Raw genomic sequence first — 12,372 nt, 5'->3', positions numbered from 1 at the left:
CGCAGACCCAAGGGTCGGTCAAGCTCGGGCGCCGTCTGGCAACGGCAGCGCCAGCAGGCGCTCGTCGAGCAGGCCAAGGCCTTCCTGGAACAATTGGTTGCTGCGTTCGGTTTCACCCAGGCTCGCCAGCAACCGCGCCAGCTCGGCGCAGGTTTCCGGGTTGCGCTCAAAACGCAGGCTGCTTTCAAGATAATCGCGCGCCTTGCCCCACAGGCGGTTCTGCAGGCTCAAGCGGCCTAGGGTCAACAGCAGGCTCGGATCCTGAGCGTGCTCTTTGAGCCAGCCTTCGGCGGTTTGCAGCTGGCGCGCTGGGTCATCACCACGGATCAGCCCGTACAGCCGGGCCAGATGGCTTTCGTACTGGCGTTTGAGTGCCGCACGCAAGACCTGCTCGGCTTCGCCCTGGGCGCCGACCTGACGCAGCTGTTCAGCGTAGGCGAGCACCAACTGCGGCTCCTGGCGCTGCGCGGCGGTCAGCTGCTGCCAGGCGCGTTCCAGCGCCTGCCGGGCGGCTACCGCATCATCACCACGTGTCGCGGCGATGCTCAGGTTCTGGCCCCAGGCACGCTGCTCCAGCGCAGCCAGCTCAGTGGCTGGCAATACCTTGCCCTTGCGCAGGTCAGGCAGCAGCCGAATCAGCGCCGGCCAGTCGCCACGCTGCAGGTGCAACTGCTGCAGCAGGCGCAGCACCTGGCCGTTATGCGGGTGGCGCTGTTGCATCGCCAGCAGGGTTTCGAGGGCACCGTCGCTGTCGCCGCGATCCATCTGCAGTTGGGCGTGGGTCAATGCCACCGCCAGTTCGGCCTGGGGCTGACGCTCGAGCGCGCGCTCCAGCAGGTTGTCGCTTTCTTCAGTGCGGCCCAGCTCGTTCGCCGCGCGGGCGGCGCCGAGGTAATACAACAGCGGCTGGCGCTCGGCTTCAGCGGCGCGGTGCAGGTGACGCTGCGCGCTGGCCCAACGACCTTCGGCCAGGTCCAGTTGGCCCTGTTCGATGGCGATGCGCGTGCGCCGGCGGCGATTGCGCCGCGACCATGGGTTGACCACCCCGGTCGAACTCAGGATCAGGCCAAGCACGTAGCGCAACAGCCACAGCACTACGATCAGGCCGATCAAGCCACCCAAGGCGGCCCACAGACCGGACTGATAGCGGAAGCTGCCGTAGGACACCATCACGTAGCCGCTGTGCTTGGCCACGGCGATGCCCAGCGCTGCGGCAACCACGATTGCCAGCACCGCGAGCAGATAGACTCGCTTCATGGCTTGCCCCCTTCGGCGTTGGCCGGCAGGTGGCGGCGCTGAATGTAGGCCTGTACCGCCGCCAGGCTTTCGCTGAGGTCAGGGGTGACCACCGACACTGGCTGCTCGGCCAGGGCGTTGAGGCTGTCGAGCATGGCCTTGCTTTGCGGGTTGTCGGCGTTGAAGTTGGCCAGCAGTACGCTGCGAGCATCATCCAGCGCCTGGGTATAAACCTTGGCTTCGCCATTCAGGGCCGCCCATTGGGCCTGCTCGATGGTCAGGCTCAGGGCCAGGCGCAGTTGATTCAGCGACTGCCCAGCCAGCAGTGGGCGAACATTGTTGTCGGCATCGAATTCGATCTGGAAGTACTTGGATATCTCGGCCCACCAGCGCGACCAGCGACTGCTGGCATCGCCATCCGCAGTCAGCGCGCCCATGGCGTCTGCGCTGCTGTCGAACTCAGGCGACTGGGCGCTGAGCTGCTGCACCTGCTCACGCTGCGCCGCCAGCTTGAGGAACAGGCCAGTGCGGTCTGGCTGCTGGGTGCTGTTGAGTGTGGCCAGGCTGCGGGCCAGCTGCTCGCGGGCGGCGAATGAACCTGGGTCGCTCTGTTCGCGGAGAATCTCGTCGGCACCTTCTACCAGCGCTTTGGCGCTGGTCACATCCTGCAGTGCAGACAAGCGCAAGGTCGCCAGGCGCAGCAGGTGCTCGGCTTCGGCCAGGCGCCATTCCTTGCGGCTTTCGCCCATTACCGTATCGAGCCGCTGGCTCAAGCGCTGCTGGTCGCCCTGCAACTGTGCCACCAGGCGCCGGCGGTCTTCCAGCTCGCTGGCCGGCGGCAAGCTGGCAAGTTGTGCGCTGATCTGCTGATCGCGCTGTTGCAACGCTGCGGTCTGCTCGCTGAAGGTTTCCATGCGCTGGCTTTGACCCAGCTCATTGCCCTGCAGTTGGCGCACTTGCCAGACACCCCAGCCGCCTACCGCAACACCGGCTGCGCCGAGCAGCAGGGCAACGACGGCAATGCCATTGCCTGAGCGCTTGGCCGGCGGGGTGACAGGGGTTTGCGGCGCGTCGAGCACCGAGGGCTGTTCATTCTGCGACAAGACAGTTTCGCTCACGTATCCATCCTTTGCATGGGGGCGCGTCGCTCTGAGCTTAGCGCCTTAAGAGGCAGGTGCAGCGCTGCGCTGCACAGCTGCCAGCAAGGCCGCGGCACTGGCGCCACGGCAATCCACAATCTGTTGTGCACCCAGCGCGCGGGCCTGCTCGGCTACGCGCGGGCTCGGCACGAACAACGGCAAGCGCGCCAGGCGCGGCCAATCGGCGTCTGCCAACTGGCGCAAATGTTCAAGACCCTGCCCACTGCTGACCACCAAGCCGTTTAAGCGTTCCCGATCGACCCGCTCGCGCAGGGTATCGGGCGGGTAATCCGGCAGGCAGCGACGATACAGTTGCAGATAATCGACACTAGCACCTAGCTCGGCAAGACGCTCTGCAAGCAGTTCACGACCCCCTACCCCGCGGACAATCAGGACACGCGGCGTAGGAACGGCGACAGCCTTGCGCAACTCGGGCAAGCCAAGCAAGGCCTCACTGTCGTCTCCCTGGGAAGGGAATGTCACCAAAAGCCCGGCGTTCTGCAATACCTGCGCGGTCGCCTCACCGACGCTGAACCAGGCGTTGGACGGCGGCACCAGGCCGGCTTTGGCCAAGTTGGCCAGCAGCAAGCGCGCAGCGGGCTTGCTCACCACGATGAATGCCTGGTAATTCGCCAGCTGGCTCAGCAGCTGGCGTTGCGCGTCATCCACAGTGACCGGTTCGATCGCCAGCAAGGGCAGGCTGCTGCTGGCGATGCCGGCGGCCGCCAAGGTCTGCGCCAGTGCCGCACAGTCCTCTTCAGGCCGGGTCAGCAGCAGGCGCCAGCCGCTCACGGATGGCCGGCCTCGCCATAGACTTCCTTGAGGATCGCCTCGGCGCCCTGCTCAAGCAGGTCTTTGGCAACCTGAACGCCAAGCGCTTCGGCATGCAGCCGCGGCGCCCGTGCTTCGGCTGCCAGCAGCAGCCCGCCGCTGGGTTGGCCAACCAGCCCGCGCAGCCACAACTGCTCGCCTTCAAGCACGGCGTAGCAGGCGATCGGCACCTGGCAACCGCCGTTGAGGTGCTTGTTCAAGGCACGTTCGGCCACCACCCGGTCGGCGGTGTCGACATGGTGCAGCGGCGCCAGCAGGGCGTGGATTTCGCTGTCGGCGCTGCGGCACTCGATGCCGACTGCGCCCTGGCCACCGGCCGGCAGGCTGTCGTCGACACTGATGCTGGCGCTGATGCGGTCTTCGAAGCCGAGGCGGATCAGGCCCGCGGCGGCCAGAATGATCGCGTCATATTCACCGGCATCAAGCTTGGCCAGACGGGTATTGACGTTACCGCGCAGGAAGCGAATTTGCAGATCCGGTCGGCGCGCCAGCAACTGCGCCTGGCGGCGCAGGCTGGAGGTGCCGACGATGCTGCCTGCAGGCAATGCGTCAAGGCTTGCGTAGGTATTGGAAACGAAGGCATCGCGCGGGTCTTCACGCTCACAGATGCAGTACAGGCCCAGGCCTTCAGGAAAGTCCATGGGCACGTCTTTCATCGAATGCACGGCGATGTCGGCTTCGTTCTCGAGCAGGGCGGTTTCCAGCTCTTTGACGAACAGGCCCTTGCCGCCGATCTTCGCCAGCGGCGCGTCGAGCAGCTTGTCGCCACGGCTGACCATCGGCACCAGGCTGACGATCAGGCCTGGATGAGCCTGCTCCAGACGTGCTTTGACGTACTCGGCCTGCCACAGGGCAAGGGCACTTTTACGGGTGGCAATGCGGATTTCGCGAGTGGACATGAAACGCCCCGATGCAGAGAAATGCTGCCGATGATAACAGCTACTCGGGGCCTGCCTGCAGACTCAGGTCAGCAATCGGTGGTGCCGCGCCAGTGCGCGCGAGCGCAGCGGCGCCGAGGGCGAGCGATCAGTGCAAGCCCTGCATCATCTTGCGCACGCCTGCTACATGGCGGCGGCTGACGATCAATGCATCCTCGCCCATGCCCTTGAGGTAGAGCTGGAAATGCCCCAGCGGCGTACGCTGCAGCTTCTCGATACGTTCCCGGGCAACCAGCGCGTTGCGGTGGATGCGCACGAAACGTTCGCCGAACTCGTCTTCCAGCGCTTTGAGCGGCTCATCCAGCAGCACTTCACCGGCCTCATGGCGCAAGGTCACGTATTTGTGGTCGGCAATGAAGTAGATCACCTGTGACAGCGGGATCAGCTCGATGCCTTTGCGGGTGCGCGCACTGATGTGGTTGCGCGGGTTGCCGCCGTCTTCAGTGGCTGGCCGGGTCAGCGCCGCCAGCAGCGCGCGGTTGGGTTTTTCTGCCTTGCGCAGGGCATCGCGCAGGGCCTGCGGCTGCACCGGCTTGCTGACATGGCTGAGGGTGCTGTCCTTGAACGCTTCGCTGCCGTATTCGTCATCACCGGTGCAGAACACCACCGCTGGCGGCGCTTCGCGCTCGCACAGGCGAGCAGCCACCTGCAGGCCGTCCAGGCCGGGCATGCCGATATCAAGCAGGACCACGTCAGGCTTGAGGCTGTCGATCAAGGCAAGAGCTTCCTCGCCATTGGTGGCGCTGGGCTCCAGTACCGTGTAGCCCTCCTGCCCGCCGAGCAAGCGGCTGAGGTCTTCGCGGGCTTTGGGTTCGTCATCAACGATCAGGACATTCATAGTTGCGCTGGATTCCTGAATGAGTCTCGCACAAGTAATAAGCGTAAACCGGGCTCGGTAGTCCGACGCCGCAGTCACGCTCTAGACCCATGCAATGGCCAAAGATTCACTGGTCTGACAGATTCAGCGCCAGCCTATTGTCAAACTGTAGACGCTTCGTGGAACGCTGCCGTTCAATCGGTAAATATCCTTTGCAGTAACTTCGCCGGTTGATTTCATGCTGTTTCTAGCGACCGATGCCCTGCGGCGGGCAGTGCAACCCTGTTATTATCGGCGCCACTTTTTATCGTTCACGCCTTCAACGAGTGAATCCATGAGCACTGACAAGACCAATCAGTCCTGGGGCGGCCGCTTCAGTGAACCCGTCGACGCCTTCGTCGCCCGCTTCACCGCTTCGGTCGACTTCGACAAGCGCCTGTACCGCCACGACATCATGGGTTCGATTGCCCACGCGACCATGCTGGCGCAGGTCGGCGTACTCAGCGACGCCGAGCGCGACACCATCATCGACGGCCTGAAGACCATTCAGACCGAGATCGAGGCCGGCAACTTCGACTGGCGCGTCGACCTTGAAGACGTGCACATGAACATCGAAGCGCGCCTGACTGATCGCATCGGTGTCACCGGCAAAAAACTGCACACCGGACGCAGCCGCAACGACCAGGTCGCCACCGACATCCGCCTGTGGCTGCGTGACGAAATCGACCTGATCCTAGGCGAAATCACACGCCTGCAGAAGGGCCTGCTGGAGCAGGCAGAGCGTGAAGCCGAGACCATCATGCCCGGCTTCACCCACCTGCAGACCGCGCAGCCAGTGACCTTCGGCCACCACCTGCTGGCCTGGTTCGAAATGCTCAGCCGTGACTACGAGCGCCTGGTCGACTGCCGCAAGCGCACCAACCGCATGCCCCTGGGCAGCGCCGCGCTGGCTGGCACCACCTACCCGATCGACCGCGAGCTGACCTGCAAGCTGCTGGGCTTCGAAGCGGTTGCCGGCAACTCGCTGGACGGCGTTTCCGATCGCGACTTCGCCATCGAATTCTGCGCCGCGGCCAGCGTGGCGATGATGCACCTGTCGCGCTTCTCCGAAGAGCTGGTGCTGTGGACCAGCGCCCAGTTCCAGTTCATTGATCTGCCGGATCGCTTCTGCACCGGCAGCTCGATCATGCCGCAAAAGAAAAACCCCGACGTACCTGAGCTGGTGCGTGGCAAGAGCGGCCGTGTGTTCGGCGCCCTGATGGGCCTGCTGACCTTGATGAAAGGCCAGCCACTGGCCTACAACAAGGACAACCAGGAAGACAAGGAACCGTTGTTCGACGCCGCCGACACCCTGCGCGATTCGCTGCGGGCGTTTGCCGACATGATCCCGGCAATAAAACCGCGTCACGCGATCATGCGCGAAGCGGCCCTGCGCGGTTTCTCCACCGCGACCGACCTGGCCGATTACCTGGTACGCCGTGGCCTGCCGTTCCGTGATTGCCACGAGATCGTCGGCCATGCCGTGAAGTACGGCGTCGACAGCGGCAAAGACCTGGCCGAAATGAGCCTTGAAGAGCTGCGCCGCTTCAGCGATCAGATCGAACAGGATGTGTTTGCCGTGCTGACCCTGGAAGGCTCGGTTAATGCACGTAATCACATTGGTGGGACTGCACCTGCCCAGGTGCGTGCGGCCGTGGTCCGTGGCCAGGCGTTGTTGGCTTCGCGCTAAGCGTCTTGGCGGGCTGCCCGGCAGCCCGCCTTTTCACCCTCATTTGCGTTTGCTGATCATCTCCAGGAATGCCGGCATCGCCGCTTCCTTGTCTGCACGAATTTTCGCCATGTGCGGGTTCTCGCCAAGCAACTCCAGCAGCGCCCTCGCCTGCGGGAAGTCCTCGAGAAAGTCCAGGTTCAATACCTTCTTGCCGACCGCGCAGGCAAGGTCGACCGAAAATACGAACATCAAGTCAGCCAGGGTCATCTGCTCACCGGCAACGTACGGCGCGAACTTGCCATTGCGCTTGAGCGTGGCAAAGCCTGCCAGCAGCTCGGTGCGGGCGCGCTCCTTGATCAGCGGCTCGACGGCCTGGCCGAAGAACGCTTCGGCGTAGCAGGTACGCGCCGGCAACTCGATGTACAGCTCGATTTCCTTGACCAGCTCGCGCACCTTGGCCTGGCCGAAGGCATCAGCCGGCAGCAGGGCTTTGCCCGGCTGAGTCTGCTCGATGTAGTCGAGCATCACGCTGGTTTCGCTGATAAAGCCATGCTCGGTCTCCAGCACCGGCACCTTGCCGCGCGGGCTGATGGCCAGCACTTGTGGGGTCTGGCCGGAAACGAACGGCACCTCTTCGAACGGCAGGGCTTTTTCCAGCAACGCCAGCTTGACCATGTTGTAGTAGTTGCTGACAGGGAATCCGTAGAGCTTGAGCATTGCGACAGCCTCCAGGCCGTGAGGGGATGGCCCGGCTGTTATAACCACTCCCTTACGCCATGACCAGCGTCATGCATGGCATAGATGGCCAGGCATTGCCGGCGCGGGCATGGCAAACTAGCCCCCTCACTACAGGAGCACTGCCATGAGCGAACCCCAAGACATCGACAACGAAGATGAAGAAGCCTTCGCCGAAGCTACCCTGACCCAGGCCATCGAAAACCAGATCGAAAGCGGCGAGCCGCCGGCGGCCCTGGCGACTTTCAACAAGCTGAAGCTGGTTGGCTATGAGCGCGAAGATATTCTCAACCTGATGGCTCATGTACTGGCCTTCGAGATTGACGCCATGCTCGATGCCGACCGCCCGTTCGATACCGAGTGGTATGAAACGGCACTGCGCGCCCTGCCGGAGCTGCCACCTGAGGCGGATCAAGGCAACGCTTGAAAAGTCTGTCTACACTCCATGATCAAGCACCCGCAGTGGTGCCTAAATCCTTGTCTGGAAGTCAGGAGTTGCCATGTCGCTTACCCCCGAACTGATCGCCGAGCTGGAAGTCCTTGCGCTGTTCAATCTCGATAGCAGCCAGGAAGGCATCCAGGTCCACCAATCCGCTTCGCCAGATAAAGTCGCTGCTGCCAAGCGCCTCTTTGACAAGCAACTGACCGACCAGCCCGATGGTGGTTATCTGACCAGCCTGGGCCGTGACGCGGCGCAGAGCGTGCAGATTGTGCTGAACATTCTCAAAGCCCCAGAAACCGCCTGAAGCCTTCGCGCCTGTTCGCGGGCCAGGTTGCTGGTCGCGAACAGGCCAACCGCCTTGCTATTAATTTGGCGTCAAAAAACCATAAATTACCCGCTATTGCCCCTTGCTCAGGCTAAACTCGGCACTGCCCTGGCCTGCCCCTGAGTGCGCAATGAACCACCCTCATGAAATCCGCCCAGACCTGGACGACGGTATCGACCGCAAAGTCCTGGCCACGCTGCGCGCGCGCTTCATGCAGATCAATCAGGGCCGCCTCGGGCGTGCACGGGAGGGCTTGTCAACGCGCCAGCAGCAGGTGCTGACGCTGTTGCCACTGTTGTTTCATGTCAATCACCCACTGCTACCCGGGTATGTCTCCGGCACCACTCCAGCCGGGGTGTGCAGGTATGAGCCGGATGCCGAGCTGATTGCCGAGGGCCAGCGCCTGGCGCGCTCGTTCAGCTACAAACCGCGGCTGGGCAATGCGCCGCTACCGATTCAGGGCCTGTACCTGATGGGCAGCCTGGGCACCCTGGCCCAGGCCGAACAGAGCGACATGGATGTGTGGGTCTGCCACGCCGCCGGCCTGGCCGAGTGGGCGCTGGCCGAGCTCAGGCGCAAATGCCAGTTGCTCGAAGCGTGGGCGGCGAGCCTCGGCGCCGAGGCGCATTTCTTTCTGATCGAACCGCAGGCCTTTACCGTCGGTGAGCGCGATGGCCAGCTCAGCTCAGACGACTGCGGTACCACCCAGCACTACCTGCTGCTCGACGAGTTCTACCGCACCGCGATCTGGCTGGCCGGGCGCACGCCACTGTGGTGGCTGGTGCCGGTGTATGAAGAGCACAACTATCAGGCCTACACGCAAACCCTGCTGAGCAAGCGCTTTATCCGCACCGATCATGACCTCGACCTCGGCCACCTGGCGCATATCCCGGTCGGCGAGTTTGTCGGCGCCGGCCTGTGGCAGTTGTTCAAAGGCATCGACTCACCTTACAAATCGCTGCTCAAGCTGCTGTTGACCGAAGCCTACGCCAGCGAGCATCCACAGGTGCGCTGCCTGAGTCTGGAGTTCAAGCAGGCGGTATTTGCCAACCAGCTCGACCTCGATGCGCTGGACCCGTACGTGATGGTCTATCGGCGCATCGAGCAGTATTTGCTACGCCGCGGCGATGTCGCGCGGCTGGAGCTGGTACGGCGCAGCTTGTATCTGAAGGTCAATAAAAAGCTCAGCGGCCGCTCGCGCAACGGCGGCTGGCAACGCCAGCTATTGGCTCGCCTGGTTCGCGAATGGGGCTGGGACGAGCGCCAGCTGGCGCTGCTCGACAGCCGCAGCCAGTGGAAGGTGCGCCAGGTTGCGCTCGAGCGCCGGGCGCTGGTGGCCGAGCTCAATCACAGCTATCGCTTCCTCAAACAGTTCGCCCGTGAACAGCAGGCCAGCAGCCGCGCCGACCAACGCGACCTGAACGTGCTCGGCCGACGCCTTTACGCCGCCTTCGAGCGCCGTGCCGGCAAGATCGAAGTGATCAACCCGGGGATTGCCCCGGACCTTGCCGAAGATACACTGACGTTGGTCCATGCGAGCAATCGCAAGGAGCCTGGCGCGTTCCACTGGAGCCTGTACCAGGGCAACCTGAGCGTGGATGAGCTGGACCACTCCAGCCCGCTCAAGCGCTGCCGCGAACTGCTCGAGCTGCTGACCTGGGCGCACCGCAACGGCGTGATCGACAGCAGCACACGGCTGGCCCTGCATCCGGGCGCCAGCGACCTGAGCGAGCTCGAGCTGTTCAACCTGCTCGGCAGCCTGCAACAGAGTATTGCCCTGCCCTTGGAGCCCGTCAGCGAGTTGCGCCTGCTGCAGCCAAGTGTGGCGGACGAGGTCCTGTTGCTGGTCAATGTCGGCGTCGACCCACTGCGCCATCAGCGTGAACTGAACATCCTCATGACCACCGCCCGCACCGACTCGCTGAGTTACGCCGGCGTACGCGAGAACCTGGTGCTGACCCTCGATCAGATCACCTTGAACAGCTGGAACGAGGTGCTGGTCCAGCGCTATGACGGCGAACATGCGCTGATGCGTTGCCTGCGTGACTTTCTCAACACCCCGGGCCAGCGCCAGCAACCGCCACGGCTGCAGGTGCGCAGCTTCTGTCACAACCGCGCCCAGGCCATTGCGCAGCGGGTCGAGGATGTGTTCGCCACGGCTCGTGCGTTGCTCCAGCAGCGGCTGAACTACCGATACCTGGTGCAGATCGCACAGGACACCCATGTGCTTGAGCTACAGCCTGGTGAAGTCAACCTGGTCACCTTGACCAACCACGAGCAACTGCTGGCTTATCTGGGCGAGGAGCGCAGCGAGTACAGCCCGCTGCACCTGGACGACAACGCGCTGGACGATGAAGATCTGGTATGGGTTCTGCCCCAAGGCCAGCCGCAGTGCATCCAGGTGTTCTACCGCCTGCTCGACGGCTGGGCCGACCTGTACGTGCTGGATGAATTCAATGCCCTGTGGCAGCAGCGCCTGCCGCTGGAAGATGAGGCGCACCTGTTGCTGCCGTTGCAGCGTTTTCTGCAATCGCTGGGCATGCGCCGCGATGCCCGGCTGCCGCTGACCAGTCTGCAACAGGGCTCATTGGATATTCTCTACTACCAACTGCTGCCTGCTGGCCTGGGCAAGGTGCGCAGCCTGGAGCCACGCCAGGCACCGAGCGACAACGGCAGCCAGCCCTATTACGAGGTGCAGGCGATCGTACAGAGCGGGATCGGCGATGAGGTGCACATCACCCTGTACTGCGATCAGCAGGAATATTCGCAGCTTGAATACGGCGATCAGCTGTACGCCGTGGTGGCGCGGCAGATCCTCGGCCAGCGGCGCAGTGCCGGGCGTTATCGCTGCTATATCACCGATCTGGATTTGTCCGATCTGCTCACCGATGAGCAGGGCTCGACATGCCTGCATCTGAGGTACAAGCGCGAGCTGGAGCAGGCGCTGAATGACGGCGTCGAGCAGTTGCAGGCCTCACTGCAGTGAGGCCCGCGTGACCTCTCAGAGGTCGAAGTCGCCTGCAGCTTCTGGCTGATACTCGACCGCCAGCAAGGTCAGCTTGAGGGTCTTGCCACCCGGCGCCGGCCAGTCGATCTGGTCACCTACCGACAGGCCGAGCAAAGCGCAGCCAATCGGCGCCAGGATCGATACCTTGCCTTCACCGCTGACGTCTTTCGGATAGACCAGAGTCAGGTGGTAGTCCTTGCCGCTGGCCTCTTCGCGGCAGTGCACCCGCGAATTCATGGTCACCACACCGGCCGGGACCTCCTCGTGACCGACTACCTTCTCGGCGCGGTCGAGCTCGTCCTGCAAGGCGGCGACACCCGGCGCGTTCTCATCGAGGCTATCGATCAGGCGCTCGAGACGTTGCACGTCCAGGCGGGTGAGGATGAGGGAAGGTTTGCGGCTCATGTTCCAGTCAGACTCCATGTTCAACAGACAATTTGCGGCGCACGAATAAAGCAAAACCCCGCCCAAGGGCGGGGTTTGTGCAGGCATTCGGCAGCGCCGACGCAGAGTCCGACAGTATCACAGCCGGGCGAATACTCAAGCCCGGGCGCGCAGGGCCTCGGCTTCCCGGCAGATCTGCCGGCGGCGTTCGTCGTCGGCAGAGCGCCACTCGCGGATGTGCTCGACATGGCGCTGGCAACCGGTGCAGACCCGTTCGGCATCCAGTCGGCAAACATTGATGCAGGGCGATTTCACCGCTGGGCTGACGTTACTGTAAAGCGGCTTGGGCGGCCGCGGCTGCTCGCTCATGTCAGATCTCGTCGAAGTCCAGCTTCTCGCCAACGTGCCCCCAGACGATGCGCTCAAGCATCTCGCCGAGCAGCTCCTCAGTCTTTTCGCAGGTCCATTTACCGCTTTCTTCGTCATAGTCGAAGTGGAAACCGCCAGACTTGTCTGCCAGCCACAACTGGCGCAGCGGCTCCTGCCGGCTGAAGATCAGCTGGCTGCCGTTTTCGAACTTGATGGTGAGTACGCCGGCGGAGTTTTCCATGTCCAGATCAAGATCGGCTTCATCGAACAGGTCTTCCAGCGCCTGTTGGGTGGCATCGACCAGGTCGTGAAAACGCGCTTCGCTCAAACTCATTGCAAGAACCTCGAAATTGGCTGCATACAGGCAAGCCGGGGAAGATACGGACGCTGGCGCAAGAATGCAAAGCCTCAGACCATCTGCCAATGTTGCAAGGATAA

Annotated in this window: 13 protein-coding genes; 4 read left to right on the top strand and 9 right to left on the bottom strand. The window is 63.1% G+C overall.

From position 1 onward, the window contains the following. Positions 1 to 18: 18 nt before the first annotated feature. From ACIOAU_RS18595 to ACIOAU_RS18575, 5 genes are all read right to left on the bottom strand, one after another. Positions 19 to 1,257 (bottom strand): heme biosynthesis protein HemY, encoded by a 1,239-nt coding sequence (locus tag ACIOAU_RS18595; RefSeq protein WP_150571418.1) that lies wholly within the window; start codon positions 1,255 to 1,257, stop codon positions 19 to 21. Next, positions 1,254 to 2,354, bottom strand: coding sequence for a uroporphyrinogen-III C-methyltransferase (locus tag ACIOAU_RS18590; RefSeq protein ID WP_181088970.1), 1,101 nt, complete (start codon positions 2,352 to 2,354; stop codon positions 1,254 to 1,256). The genes ACIOAU_RS18595 and ACIOAU_RS18590 overlap by 4 nt, the downstream gene beginning before the upstream one ends. Before the next feature lie 45 nt (positions 2,355 to 2,399). Continuing rightward, on the bottom strand, positions 2,400 to 3,167 hold the full coding sequence (locus tag ACIOAU_RS18585; protein ID WP_224785571.1) for a uroporphyrinogen-III synthase: 768 nt from the start codon (positions 3,165 to 3,167) through the stop codon (positions 2,400 to 2,402). Continuing rightward, positions 3,164 to 4,105 (bottom strand): hydroxymethylbilane synthase, encoded by a 942-nt coding sequence (gene hemC, locus ACIOAU_RS18580; RefSeq protein WP_101322628.1) that lies wholly within the window; start codon positions 4,103 to 4,105, stop codon positions 3,164 to 3,166. The genes ACIOAU_RS18585 and hemC overlap by 4 nt, the downstream gene beginning before the upstream one ends. 127 nt (positions 4,106 to 4,232) lie before the next feature. After that, on the bottom strand, positions 4,233 to 4,982 hold the full coding sequence (locus ACIOAU_RS18575; protein WP_101322629.1) for a LytTR family DNA-binding domain-containing protein: 750 nt from the start codon (positions 4,980 to 4,982) through the stop codon (positions 4,233 to 4,235). 313 nt (positions 4,983 to 5,295) lie between these two features. Here ACIOAU_RS18575 and argH point away from each other — a divergent pair, with 313 nt between their 5' ends. After that, the gene (argH, locus tag ACIOAU_RS18570; RefSeq protein ID WP_101322630.1) at positions 5,296 to 6,690 is read left to right on the top strand and encodes an argininosuccinate lyase; all 1,395 of its coding nucleotides are present in this window, start codon (positions 5,296 to 5,298) and stop codon (positions 6,688 to 6,690) included. A gap of 39 nt (positions 6,691 to 6,729) precedes the next feature. Here the strand turns inward: argH and ACIOAU_RS18565 are convergent, their stop codons facing one another. Next, on the bottom strand, positions 6,730 to 7,389 hold the full coding sequence (locus tag ACIOAU_RS18565) for a glutathione S-transferase (protein ID WP_150571419.1): 660 nt from the start codon (positions 7,387 to 7,389) through the stop codon (positions 6,730 to 6,732). 145 nt (positions 7,390 to 7,534) lie between these two features. On the opposite strand from ACIOAU_RS18565, the gene ACIOAU_RS18560 reads away from it, so the two are divergent. The 3 genes from ACIOAU_RS18560 (at position 7,535) to ACIOAU_RS18550 (ending at position 11,160) form a co-directional block, all read left to right on the top strand. After that, positions 7,535 to 7,834: a hypothetical protein gene (locus ACIOAU_RS18560; protein WP_101322632.1), complete on the top strand. Its 300-nt coding sequence runs from the start codon at positions 7,535 to 7,537 to the stop codon at positions 7,832 to 7,834. A gap of 73 nt (positions 7,835 to 7,907) precedes the next feature. Then, positions 7,908 to 8,153, top strand: a complete 246-nt coding sequence (locus ACIOAU_RS18555) for a TIGR02647 family protein (RefSeq protein ID WP_101322633.1) — start codon at positions 7,908 to 7,910, stop codon at positions 8,151 to 8,153. Between the two features lie 151 nt (positions 8,154 to 8,304). Further along, complete coding sequence (locus tag ACIOAU_RS18550) at positions 8,305 to 11,160, top strand: class I adenylate cyclase (RefSeq protein ID WP_401183813.1); 2,856 nt, start codon at positions 8,305 to 8,307, stop codon at positions 11,158 to 11,160. A 15-nt stretch (positions 11,161 to 11,175) separates the two neighbouring features. Here the strand turns inward: ACIOAU_RS18550 and rnk are convergent, their stop codons facing one another. The 3 genes from rnk to cyaY form a co-directional block, all read right to left on the bottom strand. Beyond that, positions 11,176 to 11,586, bottom strand: a complete 411-nt coding sequence (gene rnk / locus ACIOAU_RS18545) for a nucleoside diphosphate kinase regulator (protein WP_101322635.1) — start codon at positions 11,584 to 11,586, stop codon at positions 11,176 to 11,178. Between the two features lie 135 nt (positions 11,587 to 11,721). Then, on the bottom strand, positions 11,722 to 11,934 hold the full coding sequence (locus tag ACIOAU_RS18540; RefSeq protein WP_101322636.1) for a DUF1289 domain-containing protein: 213 nt from the start codon (positions 11,932 to 11,934) through the stop codon (positions 11,722 to 11,724). 1 nt (position 11,935) lies between these two features. Then, a complete protein-coding gene (gene cyaY / locus ACIOAU_RS18535) occupies positions 11,936 to 12,268 on the bottom strand; it encodes an iron donor protein CyaY (protein ID WP_101322637.1) in 333 nt (110 codons plus the stop codon). Positions 12,269 to 12,372 lie beyond the last annotated feature (104 nt).

It is taken from the genome of Pseudomonas sp. NPDC088322, assembly GCF_044740745.1.
GTDB lineage: Bacteria > Pseudomonadota > Gammaproteobacteria > Pseudomonadales > Pseudomonadaceae > Aquipseudomonas > Aquipseudomonas shirazensis.
Note: the sequence above shows the minus strand (reverse complement) of the source record. Positions and strands in the feature narration are given on the sequence as shown.

What these genes read in the sequence shown, in the direction of transcription:
- ACIOAU_RS18595 (WP_150571418.1), bottom strand. Translation starts at nt 1,257, where the DNA reads ATGAAGCGAGTCTATCTGCTCGCGGTGCTGGCAATCGTGGTTGCCGCA.
- hemC (WP_101322628.1), bottom strand. Translation starts at nt 4,105, where the DNA reads ATGTCCACTCGCGAAATCCGCATTGCCACCCGTAAAAGTGCCCTTGCC.
- ACIOAU_RS18575 (WP_101322629.1), bottom strand. Translation starts at nt 4,982, where the DNA reads ATGAATGTCCTGATCGTTGATGACGAACCCAAAGCCCGCGAAGACCTC.
- argH (WP_101322630.1), top strand. Translation starts at nt 5,296, where the DNA reads ATGAGCACTGACAAGACCAATCAGTCCTGGGGCGGCCGCTTCAGTGAA.
- ACIOAU_RS18565 (WP_150571419.1), bottom strand. Translation starts at nt 7,389, where the DNA reads ATGCTCAAGCTCTACGGATTCCCTGTCAGCAACTACTACAACATGGTC.
- ACIOAU_RS18560 (WP_101322632.1), top strand. Translation starts at nt 7,535, where the DNA reads ATGAGCGAACCCCAAGACATCGACAACGAAGATGAAGAAGCCTTCGCC.
- ACIOAU_RS18555 (WP_101322633.1), top strand. Translation starts at nt 7,908, where the DNA reads ATGTCGCTTACCCCCGAACTGATCGCCGAGCTGGAAGTCCTTGCGCTG.
- ACIOAU_RS18550 (WP_401183813.1), top strand. Translation starts at nt 8,305, where the DNA reads ATGAACCACCCTCATGAAATCCGCCCAGACCTGGACGACGGTATCGAC.
- rnk (WP_101322635.1), bottom strand. Translation starts at nt 11,586, where the DNA reads ATGAGCCGCAAACCTTCCCTCATCCTCACCCGCCTGGACGTGCAACGT.
- ACIOAU_RS18540 (WP_101322636.1), bottom strand. Translation starts at nt 11,934, where the DNA reads ATGAGCGAGCAGCCGCGGCCGCCCAAGCCGCTTTACAGTAACGTCAGC.
- cyaY (WP_101322637.1), bottom strand. Translation starts at nt 12,268, where the DNA reads ATGAGTTTGAGCGAAGCGCGTTTTCACGACCTGGTCGATGCCACCCAA.